At 61.6% G+C, this 13,903-nt stretch carries 11 protein-coding genes; 6 read left to right on the top strand and 5 right to left on the bottom strand.

What is annotated here, in order from left to right:
• Positions 1 to 38 precede the first annotated feature (38 nt).
• From tssI to AC07Z7_RS04235, 6 genes are all read left to right on the top strand, one after another.
• The gene (tssI, locus tag AC07Z7_RS04260) at positions 39 to 2,588 is read left to right on the top strand and encodes a type VI secretion system tip protein TssI/VgrG (RefSeq protein WP_494765422.1); all 2,550 of its coding nucleotides are present in this window, start codon (positions 39 to 41) and stop codon (positions 2,586 to 2,588) included.
• 66 nt (positions 2,589 to 2,654) lie between these two features.
• Entirely contained in the window at positions 2,655 to 3,086 is a 432-nt protein-coding gene (locus AC07Z7_RS04255; protein WP_422848388.1) for a DcrB-related protein, read from the top strand.
• 143 nt (positions 3,087 to 3,229) lie between these two features.
• Positions 3,230 to 8,047 carry an RHS repeat-associated core domain-containing protein gene (locus AC07Z7_RS04250; RefSeq protein WP_494765421.1) on the top strand — a complete coding sequence of 1,606 codons (4,818 nt, stop codon included), beginning with the start codon at positions 3,230 to 3,232 and terminating at the stop codon, positions 8,045 to 8,047.
• Positions 8,040 to 8,546 (top strand): hypothetical protein, encoded by a 507-nt coding sequence (locus tag AC07Z7_RS04245; protein ID WP_494765420.1) that lies wholly within the window; start codon positions 8,040 to 8,042, stop codon positions 8,544 to 8,546. The genes AC07Z7_RS04250 and AC07Z7_RS04245 overlap by 8 nt, the downstream gene beginning before the upstream one ends.
• Positions 8,547 to 8,991: 445 nt before the next feature.
• On the top strand, positions 8,992 to 9,546 hold the full coding sequence (locus tag AC07Z7_RS04240; protein ID WP_494765419.1) for an RHS repeat-associated core domain-containing protein: 555 nt from the start codon (positions 8,992 to 8,994) through the stop codon (positions 9,544 to 9,546).
• A 69-nt stretch (positions 9,547 to 9,615) separates the two neighbouring features.
• The gene (locus tag AC07Z7_RS04235; protein WP_494765418.1) at positions 9,616 to 9,882 is read left to right on the top strand and encodes a hypothetical protein; all 267 of its coding nucleotides are present in this window, start codon (positions 9,616 to 9,618) and stop codon (positions 9,880 to 9,882) included.
• A gap of 417 nt (positions 9,883 to 10,299) precedes the next feature.
• On the opposite strand, the gene AC07Z7_RS04230 is transcribed toward AC07Z7_RS04235, so the two are convergent.
• The 5 genes from AC07Z7_RS04230 to AC07Z7_RS04210 all read right to left on the bottom strand — a co-directional run bounded on the left by AC07Z7_RS04230 (position 10,300) and on the right by AC07Z7_RS04210 (position 13,824).
• The gene (locus tag AC07Z7_RS04230) at positions 10,300 to 10,770 is read right to left on the bottom strand and encodes an OmpA family protein (protein ID WP_494765417.1); all 471 of its coding nucleotides are present in this window, start codon (positions 10,768 to 10,770) and stop codon (positions 10,300 to 10,302) included.
• 278 nt (positions 10,771 to 11,048) lie between these two features.
• Positions 11,049 to 11,549 (bottom strand): hypothetical protein, encoded by a 501-nt coding sequence (locus AC07Z7_RS04225; protein WP_494765416.1) that lies wholly within the window; start codon positions 11,547 to 11,549, stop codon positions 11,049 to 11,051.
• On the bottom strand, positions 11,534 to 12,094 hold the full coding sequence (locus AC07Z7_RS04220) for a hypothetical protein (protein ID WP_494765415.1): 561 nt from the start codon (positions 12,092 to 12,094) through the stop codon (positions 11,534 to 11,536). Before AC07Z7_RS04220 ends, AC07Z7_RS04225 begins: the two co-directional genes overlap by 16 nt.
• 271 nt (positions 12,095 to 12,365) lie before the next feature.
• Entirely contained in the window at positions 12,366 to 12,851 is a 486-nt protein-coding gene (locus tag AC07Z7_RS04215; RefSeq protein WP_094290110.1) for a glutathione peroxidase, read from the bottom strand.
• Between the two features lie 67 nt (positions 12,852 to 12,918).
• On the bottom strand, positions 12,919 to 13,824 hold the full coding sequence (locus AC07Z7_RS04210) for a DMT family transporter (protein WP_494765414.1): 906 nt from the start codon (positions 13,822 to 13,824) through the stop codon (positions 12,919 to 12,921).
• Positions 13,825 to 13,903: the final 79 nt, after the last annotated feature.

Raw genomic sequence — 13,903 nt, 5'->3', positions numbered from 1 at the left:
CAGCCATCCAAACCAACGGGCTCGATAGTCAGCAGCACATGGAACGCCGCGTCACCATTCAAACGCCCTTGGGCGAACAACTCAAGTTCAGGCAGCTGCAAGGCACGGAGGAAATCAGCCAGCTGTTCGCTCTGGATGTGGATTTGCTGAGCGATAGCAAAAGCATCGATCCCAAGGCGCTGCTGGGCAAGAACGCCACGATCGTGGTCGAGACAGAAGGAGGGGGCAAGCGCCATATCGATGGCATCGTCACCCGGTTCGGCATGCAGGGCCAGGACCACCGGATGTATTCCTACCGCGCCCGCCTGAGCCCGTGGTTGTGGCTGGCTACCCGTAAAAGCGATTTCAAGATATTCCAGAACAAAACGGTTCCGGAAATTATTGAAGAGGTCCTGGGAAAATATGGGCAGCCATTCGATAAGAAATTGACGCGCACTTATCGCACTTGGGATTATTGCGTTCAATATAACGAAACAGATTGCCAGTTTGTGTCCCGGCTCATGGAGCACGAGGGAATCTATTACTACCACCAGCATTCCCCTGGGCAGCATGTGCTCACGCTGGCGGACGACATTGTTGCGTCGCACAGCGCCTTGCCCGGTGCCGCCACCATTCCCTTCTACCCGCCCGAAAAAGCCGCGATTTCTGACCGTGAATGCATCTTCGCGTGGGAGTCGGCGGAAGAGATCAAATCGGGTCGCCACTACAACGACGATTACGATTTCAAGAAGCCCAAAGCCGACCTGTCGAATATGCGCAAGATGCCGGCCGGCCACGCGCACGACAGCCACGAGATTTACGAGTGGCCCGGCGGCTACACCGAGTATGGCGATGGCGAGACGTATGTGCGTGTGCGCCTGCAGGAGAACCTCACCCGCGAGAGCGTCGTGCAAGGCAAGTCCAGTTGCCGCGCGCTGGTGCCCGGCTACACCTTCAGCCTGGAGAACTACCCGCGCGGCGACCAGAACCAGCAGTACCTCATCACGGCAGTCCAGTACCACTTTCAGGAAAATCCGGAAGTGAGCAGCGTTGCCAAACCGACGCCGAAAACCACCAAGGATGAGGTGGGCTCCATCCAGCGCTTCGTGCTGAAGGCTCAGCCCACCAGCATGGCCTTCACGCCGCCCCGTGTGACCCCAAAGCCTCGCAGCCAGGGCCCGCAAACTGCGGTGGTCGTGGGACCGCCGGGAGAGGAAATCTGGACCGACAAGTTCGGCCGCGTGAAGGTGCAGTTCCACTGGGACCGCATCGGAGCGATGGACGAGAACTCCAGCTGCTGGATCCGCGTGTCCCATCCCTGGGCGGGCGCGAAATACGGCGGCATCTTCACGCCACGCATTGGCCAGGAAGTGATGGTCGATTTCCTCAATGGCGACCCGGACTACCCCATCATCACCGGGCGTGTCTACAACGCGGACCAGATGCCGCCGTGGGAGCTGCCCCGGCACAAGACCCAGTCGGGCTTTCAAACCAACTGGAGCAAGGGCGGCGGCGGCAAGCATATGCTGCGGTTTGAAGACCAAAAGGGCATCGAGCACATCGAGCTCTCCACCGACCATGGCAATACGCACCTGCACATGGGTTACCTGATGAACCAAAGCACCGAGGCCAAGCGCAGCTACGGCTTTGAGCTGCGCACCAATGAGTGGGGTGCCATCCGGGCGGACAAGGGGCTGCTGATCACGACGTATACGCAGGATTTCAAGCAAAAGCTGGCGCACGACAACCCGGACGGTTTCGACGGCCTGGGTGAAGGCCTGGCCAACACGGCTTCGCTGATGGAGGAAGCAGGCGAGGCCGTCGCTGCCATGAACGGCGCCATCGAAGCCATCAATGGCCTCAAGACATCGCACATGATGGAGCTGAGTTCGGGAATCGCCGCGATGACCGGTGGCAAGGCTGCCATGGCCACCTTGTCGAAAGCGGCGGCTGCCATTGCTGCGCTCGCCGGCGACGGAGGAGGGGGGGGTGCAGGGGCCGAAACGCTCATGCCCACGAATACCGACCCGGCGATGCCGCAGTCGCAGGCGCTGCGAGAGCTTTCCAAGGACATCAGCAAGCCGGTGGTTTCGATCGTGAGCCCCGAAGGGCATTCGATGATCAGCCCCAAGCCCATCGTGATCAGCTCCGGGCAGAGCGCCTCCATGCATGCCAAACAGCACATCACGCTGTCCAGCGGCGCGCAGCTCACCCAACTGGCCAAGAGCGGCATGCTGACCCACGTGTCCGAAGGTGGTCAGCGCAACACCGTGTCCAAGGGCGACATTGCTTCGGAAGCCCAGACGGGCAACATGAACCTCACCGCCCAGCAGAACATCACCCTGGCTTCCAAGCAGGACACCGCCACCGTCGTCGGTGACCAGAACGTGAACATCCAGGCCACGAAGGATTCTGTGCTGGTGAAGGCGGCCAAGCACATCCGGTTGCAGGCGGGCGAGAGCATTACGCTGACCATCGGCGAGGGAGAAGGCGTCGCTTCGCTCAAGCTCACCGACAAAGGCGAAGTCGTCATCAAGGGCAAGAACGGCCTGATCAAGCTGAGCGAGTTGCTGGACGTTCACGGGGCGCCCATCCAGCTCAACTGCTGAATCACCCCCCCTACGCAGCGTACCTTTTCGCCAGCACGACAGCCATCTCCACCAAAGAACCTTCGCATGCAATTCCACCTCAACGAAGGCAGCTTCACGCTGCCCGACGGCCTTCGGGACAACAGCATGAACATGCTGCTGACGGGCCACAGTGGCCTGGACCTGAGCCTGATCATCACCCGGGACAGGCTGGAGCCTGGCGAATCCTTCGAGGCCTTCGTCGACCGCCAGATCAAGGCGGTGACGCTGCAGGTCAGCAAGTTTTCCATCCAGGAAAAACACGCGCAGAAGGCCCCCGACAGGGACCAAACCATTGCCGTGGAACTTGCCCAGCAGTTCACGCAGAACGGCCAAGTCATCTACCAGCGGCAACGCACGTGGCTGTTGCCGGACGCCGCCAGCGTGCTGGTGCTCACGGCGGCGTCTGCCGCGCCCATCACCGACGCGCAGAAGAATGCCTGGCTGGCCATCTGCGCAAGCTTCCAGCCGCGCCACTGAACCAGGCAGCGTCGGGTTGCGAGCCCGCGTCCCGGGAGCCGCTCCGACGCCCATCAACGGACCTCGGCACTCGTTGACGCCGCAGTTCCCCGTAGCGCAACCCGGCAGCCGCCTCACCCCTCGTTCCACGACCCCCTTCGCCCATGAGTCAGTTTCCACCCGCGGCCCGACTGGGCGACCCCATTGCCCACAGCAATGCCAACGCACGCCTGCTGGCCAAGGTGGTGGGCATAGCCGCAGGCGCTGCCGCGCTTGGTGCGCTGTGCGCTGGAACCATCGCGGCCGGGGTGACAGCTGGTGTTGCAGCCGTCGGCACCGTGGTCACGGGAGGGCTGGCGGCGCCGATCCTCGCGGGAGCCATCGTGCTGACCGGAGCGCTGGCCACCCTCGCTGTCAGCATGGCGGGGGGCGCCATCGGAGAAAAAATTGCCGATTGGCTGGTCCCTGAAACCTGGGATGTGACCGGGGCCATCACGACCGGCTCACCCGATGTGTTCGTCAACAGCATTCCCGCTGCGCGGGCCACCAACGCGGTACCCCTGGACGAAGTGGTTTGCGGCAAGCACACCATCACGCCCGTCAACCTGATCGCGCAGGGCGCGGCGGTCGGACCCAAGCAGACCGTCATCAATGAAGCCCTGGCTGCCCGCAAGGGCGACAAGGTCGTGTGCGGGGCCACCATTCATGCAGGCTCGCCCAACGTCTTTATTGGCGGGGCTCCTGAGACGGTGCGTGACTACGACGACGAGGTCAATCCACTGCTGCGGGCGGCACTATTCATTGCGGAGGCCCGAAATCTCCTGAAGAACATCAAATGTCTCTGGAAGCTGGTCAAGGATCCGAAGGCGCTCGTCAAAAACGCGGAATGCATGTTGAAGGCTGCGCAAGCCGCAGGCTCAGCGGCCATGACCATGCCGGCCATCCTGGGCAACCCTGTGCACATCGCCACGGGCGCCAAGCTCCTGGCCGATGGGAGCGACCTGGACTTCGTGCTGCCCGGCGTACTGCCGGTGGCGTGGCAGCGCATCTACAACAGCCTGGACGGGCGCAGCGACGGCCCGCTGGGCCGCGGCTGGAGCACACCCTACACGGTGCAGCTGCACCTGGACCACGATCCGGAGGGCCGGCCCGCCGTCACCTACTACGACGCGGATGGGCGCGACATACAGTTCAGCCGCCCGGCGCCGGGCCAAGGCTTGTTCAGCGTTGCCGAGGGGATCGGCGTGCTGTGCAGTGAAGGCGGCGACTACGTCGTCGTCACAGCTGAAGGCATGTACCAATGGTTCGGACAGGCGCCCGCCGGGAGCGTGGGTGATGCTGCGGCGGTGGGCGTATTGCACCTGCAGCGAATCGAGGACCGCAACGGCAACTACCACGCGTTGCGCTACGGTGACCACGGTGTGCTCACCCACGTGACAGACAGCGCAGGCCGGCTCCTGGAGTTTCTGTATGTTCCGGGCACCGCCCGGCTGCAGCAGATTCATCTGCGCGTGGGCGCGAGCGGTGAGGCTGCGCACGCGCTGGTGAACTACCGCTACGACGCCGAAGGCCAACTGGCCGAAGTGAGAGACCGCGCAGGGCAGACGACCCGCAGGTTCACCTATGCAGACGGCCGCATGGCGAGCCACCAGCTGCCCGGCGGCTTGCTGTGCAGTTACGAATGGCAGGAGTATGCCCAAGGCATCGGCAATCGCCCCGGCCCCCATGCGCGCGTGGTGCGGCACTGGACGGACGACGGCGAAGCGTATGCCTTTGAATACGGCCTGCATGGCGACGGCAGCGGAAGCACCCAAGTCACCGACGGCCTGGGCCGCCGTCAGCAGTGGCACTGGAATGCCGACCACGAAATCACCCGCTACACAGACGCTTTGGGCCACACCACCACGCAGGTGTGGGGCACCACCAAGCAGCTGCTGGGCCATACGGATGCGCTGGGGCGATCCACCACGTACACCTACGACGACGCTGGCAACCTCACCGCAGAAACGGACGCCCTGGGACGCACGCACCGCCAGCGCTGGAGCCCCGGCCCGGCCAGCCTGCTGGTCGCGACGGAAGACCCTGGCGGCGGAACCTGGCGCTACCAGTACGACGACCACGGCAATCTGGTGGCGGAGACTGACCCTCTGGGCCACGTGACCCGCTACGCGAACGACGACCGAGGCCTGCCCGTTCTGGTGACCGATGCCCACGGCGGGCGCAAGCAGCTGCGCTGGGATGCCAGGGGCCTGCTGACCGCCTACACCGATTGCAGCGGCAAGACCACCCGCTACACGTACGACGCGCAGGGCCACCTTCACCAGGAAATCGACGCCCTGGGCCAGTCCACCGTCTTCGAGCGCGACCCGCTGGGCCGGCTGTTGCAGCTGACCCTGCCGGACGGCGCGCAGCACCAGTACCGCTATGACGCGGCGGGCCAGTGCGTGATCGCGACCGACGCGCTGGGCCATACCACCAGCTACAGCTACAACCAGCGCGGCCAGCTGACAGGGCGCTCCAAAGCGGTTGGCGCACTCACCAGCAACATCCAGCTGGGGTATGACGCGGCACGGCGCTTGTCGGCGCTGGTCAATGAAAACCGCCAGGCGTACCGGTTCTCGTACGATGCGGCGGACCGCCTGGTGGCCGAGACCCGCATCGACGGCACCCGGCAAGTGCTGCACTACGATGCAGCCCACCAGGTCGTCGGCGTGACCGAACACCCCATGCCCCAGGGCCAGGGCGACGCCGTGCCGGGCCACGCCGAGGTGCAGCCCATCCACACCCAGTTGATGCGCGATGCCGCGGGCCAGCTGGTTCAGAAGAACGTCTACACACCCGGTGCGGCCGCGCAGGCGGGCGCAGCCGCAACTCAGGCGCCGCCCGAGCTGCAAGCCCGGATCGACTATGCATACAGCCCCACCGGCGACTTGTTGACGGCGCAACACAGCACGCCTCTTGGCGAAGTCGTTGCACAGCACACCTGGCAATACGACGCTTTGGGCCAGGTACTGCAGGAAACCGCCGGGCACGCCGTACAAGGTCAGCAGCGCAGCAGCGCGCTGCACCACCAATACGACGCATTGGGCAACCGCATCGGCACCAGGCTGCCGGACGGGCGCGCGCTGAACCACCTGTACTACGGCAGTGGCCACCTGCACCAGATCAACCTGGACGGTGCCGTCCTGGCCGACATCGAGCGCGACGACCTGCACCGCGAGGTGCTGCGCACGCAAGGCCGTCTGGCCAGCCGTTTTGCCTACGACAGTGTTGGTCGCAAAGCGGCGGCCTGGGTGCGGCCAGCCATGCTGCGGGTAGGGCGCGGCATCGGCACCGACCAAGGTGCCGATGGCCCCTGGAGCCCCCACAGCGCAGACTGGAGCCAGCGCTTGCAGCAGCGGCACAACGCCGAAGACGTGCTGCTCAAACGCTACAGCTACGACAGGAACGGAGAACTCATCAGCGTGGAGCACAGCCAGCAGGGGCATACCCTGCACCGCTACGACCAGGGCGGGCGCATCACGCAGACGCTGTCGAACCAGCCCGAGCGCAACGAACACTTCCACTACGACCTGGCGGGCAACCGTATCAGCGCGCTGGAGGAAAGCAGCCTCAGCAGCCAGGGCAGGGGCTGGGTACAAAACAACCGCGTCAAGGTGCTGCAGGACAAGCGCTACGACTACGACGGCTTCGGCCGGCTGATCAGAAAACGCATCGGCAGCCACACGGAGCAGCACTACCGCTACGACCACCAGCACAGGCTGACCCAGGTGGCGGTGGTGCGGGCGGGCAAAGACGGCCAGCCGCAAAGCCAGGTCTTCAGCTACCAGTACGACGCACTGGGCAGGCGCATCGCCAAGACTGACAGCTTTGGCACCACGCACTTCACCTGGGACGGAATGCGGCTGCTGCAGGAAAGCCGTGGCGGGCACACGAGCACCTACGTCTACGAGCCGGGCAGCTACGTGCCCCTGGCGCGCATCGACGGAAGCGGCGACATAGAGCCACACGCTGCGGCGGCGCATGCGCTGGGCGGAGGATCAGACAGTGCACAAGGCAAGCAGGCCAGCGTGCCCACGACCAACCCGGGCTGGAGCGACCGGTTCAACGTGGGGGCGGCTGCGAACGATGGGCTCACCAATGGCTTTGCCAGAGCGGATGCAAAGACCACAGCCGCAGCCGCAACTCCAACGGTGCAGGCAGCGCAGGTGTATTACTTCCACACCCAGCCCAACGGCCTGCCGGAAGAACTGAGCGACACCAGCGGCCACCTGGTGTGGACAGCGCAGTACAGCACATGGGGCAGTACGGTCCGGGAGGAATGGCAAAGCTACGACGAAGCGGGCAGGCCAGTTCAGCGGCCGCAACAGCAGTCAGCGAACCAGACAGTGCAGCTTCAGCAGAACCTGCGGATGCAGGGGCAGTACCTGGACAGGGAAACAGGGCTGCACTACAACACGTTCCGGTACTACGACGCGGACCTGGGGGCGTTTACGACGCCGGATCCGATTGGGCTCGGTGGTGGCATCAACCTGCATCAATATGCACCCAATCCGATCGCGTGGATTGATCCTTGGGGTTTAAGTCCCGTCTGTCGAATGACTGGCGTAGGCCACAGCAAAGCAAGCGATTTGCCTGTTGTTCGGCCTGGAACGAAGCAATGGGATGCTGCGGTGCAATCGCTAAAAAATGGCGGCAAGGGGGATATTCGAGTCGCGAATGCAGCAGATGCGAAAGCATTGCTTACGCAGGCACGAGGCAACATGGATCGAAGAAAAATGTATTCTAATGATGGAGATTACAGCAAGGGCTACCAAGTTCATAAACCTCAGCCAGGAGCTGATCGTGGCGGAAATCGACTGCCTGCGAAACAGCGTTGGAATAAGGGTGAGGTTGACGGTGGTGTAGGGAACGATCGACCTCACATAAAGTGGAAAGATCAAAGTGGGCGAGATCAAGGCCACATATTTTTTGATGACTGATATGCAGTTGCCTGGAGAATTAATCGAGATAGGACAGTCAGTCAGATTGCATAAAGTATTTCTCTATAAATTTTTTAGAGGATCTTATGTGACTAAGAAGAAGTGTTTCGACAGGGCTACTATGAGTCATTCAGGCAAAGAGACCTGGAGTTTTAATTTTTCTGGGCCGTATCTTTATGACAGCTCGATGCGGCTGGTCGGAGATCGCACAGTGCTCGATCAAAACTTTTTTCAAAAGGAAAATCAGGTATTCTTGTTCGAGGGGGGCAGATTTAATAGAAAAACTCCTCCTAAGTTTTATTGCACAAATCCAAAACAAGCCAGTGCCTTCCTGCGAGAAGAGCGTTCAATGGCTTGTTACAGCAGCGATGTGTTGTATGTGGTGGCAGGGAGTTTTGATTGGTTTATTCACGTTCGTGCCTCTTTGAGGGACGAACCGCTCGATGATTCGGATTACGTATATCACATTTGCACCAGAAAGCCGATAAATGTAGGGTGAAAATGTGCTGTTAATATCTGCTATTTGGCATGTAGTCATGTCAATTTAAAAGGCTTGTTTTGAGTCGCTGGCCTTGTGACATGGAGAGGGCAGAAAAAAAGTAGTACCCAACAAGAACGCACAGTAGGCAAATTAGTTCAACTTATCACTCTGTGAATGCAGTCGCTAACGCCGACCCAAACAGAGTGCGAAGTGAACGTGCGCAAGATAGCCGCGAAGCGAGACCGCCGGTACCGAAGTCGCCGGGCGCACAGGGGTACTACCTCCACACCCAGCCAAATACCCCTCGGAAGAGTTCAGCGATAACAACGACAACGTATTGTGGACGGCGCGGTACCCTACCTATGGCTGCACGGTCAGCGAGCAATGGCAAAGTTCTAACGCAGTAGGTGCGTCGCAATTTCAACCCGTAGGCCAGGCGATATCGCTGCAGCAGAACCTGCGGATGCAGGGGCAGTACCTGGACAGGGAAACGGGGCTGCACTACAACACGTTCCGGTACTACGACGCGGATCTGGGGGCGTTTACGACGCCGGATACGATTGGGCTGTCGGGCGGATTGAACCTGCACCAGTATGCGCCGAACCCTGTTGGCTGGATTGATCCTTGGGGTTGGAGTTGCTCTTTTGACTCAAAAGCTAATCGGTGGAGAAATAATGAAACAGGTCGTTTTTCTCAACGTCCCAGTAGTCCGGCTGATCTGGTGAAAAATGGTCGGCTAAATTATCCTGACGTTCAGGTTTGGGCGCGTCAAGGCGGATTGCCTAATATTTTCCATCCTAATCCAACAAAATTTCCCTCTGGTGGATTCAAGCACGAAAACGCGCCTTATGGTATTCATGGGTATGGCGCAAACCCTGTTGCTGCCGCGAATTTCCCGGGTTCAAATGCTGGCGCCGGCCCTGCTGCTAGCATTAAAGGTCCCGGTGGTAATAACTATAGAACTGACGGAACATGGGGCCATTTGGTGTCGATAAAAATGGTGCGCATATTCCTTTAGATGGCTCTCCTTTTTAGCTTGAGATAATTATGATTAATCTCAAAAAAGTACGCAAAATTTCCAACTATTATGGATTACAAGGATGAAATTGCGGCAATTAAAGATTTGATTGATATTGGTGCAATCAATTTGTTGCAGGATGAGGGGGCTGTTTTTGTTCTTCAAAAAATCGATGAAAGTCATCAGGATAACGGTGTTTTTGAATTCAAGCAGACTGATGGGGAGATATTTCGACAGTTTGTTAATTTGTTGCGTGAAATTAAGTCGCTTGACCCCAATGGAAATGTTAATATAGAAAATATGATTTCTACTTTTTTGCGTCCCGGTTTTGATTGAGGCAATTTAATTAAACGTACCGACCGTAGGAGCAATCAGCTAAGGCTGGGCATAGAACAGCGGCTTCGGTCGGCTGATCAGAAAACGCATAGGCAGCCACACGGAGCAGCACTACCGCTACGACCACCAGCACAGGCTGACCCAGGTGGCGGTGGTGCGGGCGGGCAAAGACGGCCAGCCGCAAAGCCAGGTCTTTAGTTACCAGTACGACGCACTGGGCAGGCGCATCGCCAAGACCGACAGCTTTGGAACCACGCACTTCACCTGAGACGAAATGCGGCTGCTGCAGGAAAGCCGTGGCGGGCAGACGGGCACCTACGTCTACGAGCCGGGCATGTGCGCGATCTGGAACAGCAGCGCAATTCAAGGCCGTCTGCGGCCCAGGCTTCATTTGGATCGAGTAGGAGATACCCTGCCCTAGTTCGAAATGATTTTCACCGCATGCAGTGCCTGCGTAGTGTTGAACTTCACCCGGATGGACTTGGCGGGCACGCCTTGCTTGACCAGTTCGTTGCGCACGGCCATGGCACGCATCAATGCGATCTCACGGGCATCGACCGGTGCGTCTTTGCGGTGGCAGTAGCCGGTGATCTCCAAGCGTTCTGTGGGTTCGCGGGTGGCGGCCAGGCGGGTCAGGATGGCCTGTGTCTCGGGCGACAGCTTGACTTGGGTAGCTTTGAACTGGGCCACCATGCCGTCCTCAGGCAGGCGCGGCTCCTCCGGCACCGGTGCGGGCGCGGGTTCAGCCGGGGGGGCGGGGGGTACAGGGGCGGGCGCGGCAGCCACTTCGGGCTCCGGCGGCGGGGGCGGCGTGTCGGCGCAACCTGCTAGCAGCAGTGCGGCGGCGGTCAGCAAACCAACGGGGGCGAAGCGTGTGTGAAAGAGCATGGACATCCCTTCGAGTTGAAAAAATAATGATGGAAACTTGCGCGCTGAAACGATGACTCTTTGAGCGGCCTGGAACTGCCAGTAGGTCCTCGCCAGTCCGCGCGGAGGCCCTCAGAGGGCCACTGGCGCGGCGGCCTGCTACCGGCGGGACACATTTCGCGGCCAGCCAGATAGCGACTGGCGGAGGCGTCACCTTGGTGGCGCAAATCCCGCCACAGACGATCGAAGACGAGACTCGGTGCCGTGGCGGTGGCAGAGCCGCACAGCGGCCCTGTCCGCTATTGCACCAGTTGCCAGAAGGTGACCAGCGCGAATTTGGCGTCGTTGGCCCAAGGGTCCCAGATGGTTTTGTCCCCCCGGCTTTTGGCACCTGGCCACGAGCCCAACGAGGTGGACATGGCCGGCGCGTAACTGCCCCGCGTGCGCAGGGTCTCTGCCTTGCCGTCGCGGGTATAGCTATAGCCGCCCGCCGTCGTGTCTGGCCCAGGGTAGACAACGATCACGTGCCCGTTGGTGGCCTCGGATTTGCCGCCCACCACCAGCACACCTTCGCGCGCCAGACGGCCCACCTGTCCTGCCGGGACGATCTTCCAGTGCGCCTGCCCGCGCATGTGTTCGACCAGTGCGTTGGCGCTCATCCAAGCCTGGTTGGGCAGGTACTGCTTGATCACATGCCAGACGGCATGGCTGCATGAGTTGGGATACAGCGCATAGGCAGCATCGCAAGCCTGCTTGAGCTTGCTGACGGACTGCGTGGTTTCGGCTACGTCTGTGGGCACGAGGTCTTGTCCTGTGAAGGGTTGGTGTTCTTGGGGGTATAGGTCCCCTTGCGAGGATTCCAGTGCAGGCTGGGCAGCGTGGAGTCACCGCCCACGGCAGGGGACTGCACCTTCAGGCGCAGTTCGTGCGGGACACCGCGCTGCCATCGCCCGGCGCTGATGGTCAACTCCTGCGGGGGATCGACTGGGAAGAGGTGCGGGATGCGGCCCAGGCAGCGGCCCGTTGCGTCAACGAGCATGGGCAGAGGAAAGTCGCGCCACGGCGCATCAGCGGGCAAGGTTTTGTAATAGTCGTCGGTGAACACGCTGAGCAGGCGCACACTGGCAGCAACCGGCACAGCCTTGGAAGGGGGCTGCTGTGCGATGGCACAAATACGCACTGCGGCACGGTAGGGCTCCATGTCGGCAGGCAGACCCACGCTGCGGTCCACCGGCACGCACAAGGCTGGTGGGATGTTCACAAAGTCATGGGCTTGAGCAGCGCAGGCGGCGACAAGAAATGACGCAGCGGCAAAGCACGCTCGCCATTCAGCGAAAGCAGACATGAAGAGGGGCCTCCCAAACAGCAGAAGATGCGGCCGAGTGGTCTCTGCCACTCTGAAACGACGCCGAGTGTCGCCGGTGTTTTCTGCTGTTTTGACGTCAATGCGTCTGTAGGCAACTGCTTGATTCAGCTTTCACAAATGCCTACATGGCGCATCAATTGGTAACGCCGGACATGCGTCCGGAGCGTGATGAGATCCGACAAGCCAACCGTCGTGTGTTACGGCACGGCGCAGTGGACGGTGCTGCCCGCACCGACCCCAGGTTGCAGGCTCAGGCCAACGCCGCCTCAATATCCCCCGCCAGCTTCTTCGGCGCATCCTGCGGCGCATAGCGGCGGATCACCTGGCCGTCCTTGCCGACCAGGAACTTGGTGAAGTTCCACTTGATGGCCTTGCTGCCCAGCAGGCCGGGGGCCTCGGCGGTGAGCCATTGATAGAGAGGAGAGGCATTGGCGCCGTTCACATCGATCTTGGCCATCATCGGGAAGCTCACGCCGTAGTTGAGCTGGCAGAAGCTGGCGATCTCGTCGTTGCTGCCGGGGTCCTGGGCGCCGAACTGGTTGCAGGGGAAGCCCAGCACAACAAGGCCCTGGTCGGCGTATTGCTTGTGCAGCTCTTCCAGCCCGCCGAACTGGGGGGTGAAGCCGCAGGCGCTGGCGGTGTTCACGATGAGCAATACCTTGCCCCGGTATTGCGACAGGGGCACGGACTGGCCGTTGATCTGCAGGGCTTCAAAGTCGTAGATGCTGGTGGGCATGCGGGTTCTCCGGGTGGGGATGACGGGCCATCGTAGCCCCAGCCGCCCATGCCTGTGCGCACGCGGGTCAATGACCCGCAGCACCCGGGCGGCGGAACTGCAGCGCCGCCAGCAGCGAGGCCAGCAGGATCAGCGTGCCGCCCAGCACGGTGCGCGTGCTCAGGGTGGAAGCGCCCAGCAGGGCCGAGGACACGCTGGCAAACATCACCTCCGACAGCATCACCAGCGCCGTGGTGCCCGCCGCCAGGCGGGCGGCGCCGAACTGCAGCGCCCAGTTGCCCAACATCAGCACGCCGGCCAGCAGAAGACCGGTGGTGAGCCAGGTGGCGTTCACGGCCGGGAACGGTTCCACCACGCCCACCTGCAGCCCCACGCAGGCCACGGCCAGTGCCATCAGCATGCAGCCACCGAACATCGAGAACATGCGCGCGGGCCCGGGCACGGCGTGCAGGCGGCGCAGCGTGACGTTGGTGAGCGCAAACATGAAGCCGCCCAGCAGCGCCAGCCCATCGGCCAGCGACAGGTTCTGCAGCAGGCGCGATGCGGGCGCGCCCTCGGGCAGCAGCACCAGCACCACGCCCGTGAAGGCCAGCGCCAGGCGCAGCAGCGCCGCCGGGGTGGGGCGCTCGCCCAGCACCTTCCAGGCCAGCAGCACGGCCCAGGCGGGCATCAGATAGAACAGCAGGATCACGCGCACCACGTCGCCAATGGTCACGGCCCAGTTGAAGGCCACGTTGTTCAGGCCCGAGGCCAGCGCCAGCAACCACAGCTCAGGGTGCGCCCGCACCTGCGCCAGGATCCTCGGCCGCCAGGCCAGCAGCGCCAGCAGCGCCAGCAGCACCACCGCATACATGAACGCCGTGGCCCACAGCGGGTGCAGCCCCGCCTGGTGCATGTGCTGGAACGGCCACCACGCCAGACCCCAGACAAAGGCGTTGAACAGCAGGGCGGCAAAGGGCAGGGGCGATTGCATGGAAGAAAAAATGGCCGCTACCGCGCAATAGATAAGCGCTGGTAGCTATGAAAATGATAGTAAATGGCGCAGCGCCAGA

Source organism: Acidovorax sp. GW101-11A03 (assembly GCF_059424825.1).
Note: the sequence above shows the minus strand (reverse complement) of the source record. Positions and strands in the feature narration are given on the sequence as shown.

What these genes read in the sequence shown, in the direction of transcription:
- tssI (WP_494765422.1), top strand. Translation starts at nt 39, where the DNA reads ATGGAACGCCGCGTCACCATTCAAACGCCCTTGGGCGAACAACTCAAG.
- AC07Z7_RS04255 (WP_422848388.1), top strand. Translation starts at nt 2,655, where the DNA reads ATGCAATTCCACCTCAACGAAGGCAGCTTCACGCTGCCCGACGGCCTT.
- AC07Z7_RS04250 (WP_494765421.1), top strand. Translation starts at nt 3,230, where the DNA reads ATGAGTCAGTTTCCACCCGCGGCCCGACTGGGCGACCCCATTGCCCAC.
- AC07Z7_RS04245 (WP_494765420.1), top strand. Translation starts at nt 8,040, where the DNA reads ATGACTGATATGCAGTTGCCTGGAGAATTAATCGAGATAGGACAGTCA.
- AC07Z7_RS04240 (WP_494765419.1), top strand. Translation starts at nt 8,992, where the DNA reads ATGCAGGGGCAGTACCTGGACAGGGAAACGGGGCTGCACTACAACACG.
- AC07Z7_RS04235 (WP_494765418.1), top strand. Translation starts at nt 9,616, where the DNA reads ATGGATTACAAGGATGAAATTGCGGCAATTAAAGATTTGATTGATATT.
- AC07Z7_RS04230 (WP_494765417.1), bottom strand. Translation starts at nt 10,770, where the DNA reads ATGCTCTTTCACACACGCTTCGCCCCCGTTGGTTTGCTGACCGCCGCC.
- AC07Z7_RS04220 (WP_494765415.1), bottom strand. Translation starts at nt 12,094, where the DNA reads ATGTCTGCTTTCGCTGAATGGCGAGCGTGCTTTGCCGCTGCGTCATTT.
- AC07Z7_RS04215 (WP_094290110.1), bottom strand. Translation starts at nt 12,851, where the DNA reads ATGCCCACCAGCATCTACGACTTTGAAGCCCTGCAGATCAACGGCCAG.
- AC07Z7_RS04210 (WP_494765414.1), bottom strand. Translation starts at nt 13,824, where the DNA reads ATGCAATCGCCCCTGCCCTTTGCCGCCCTGCTGTTCAACGCCTTTGTC.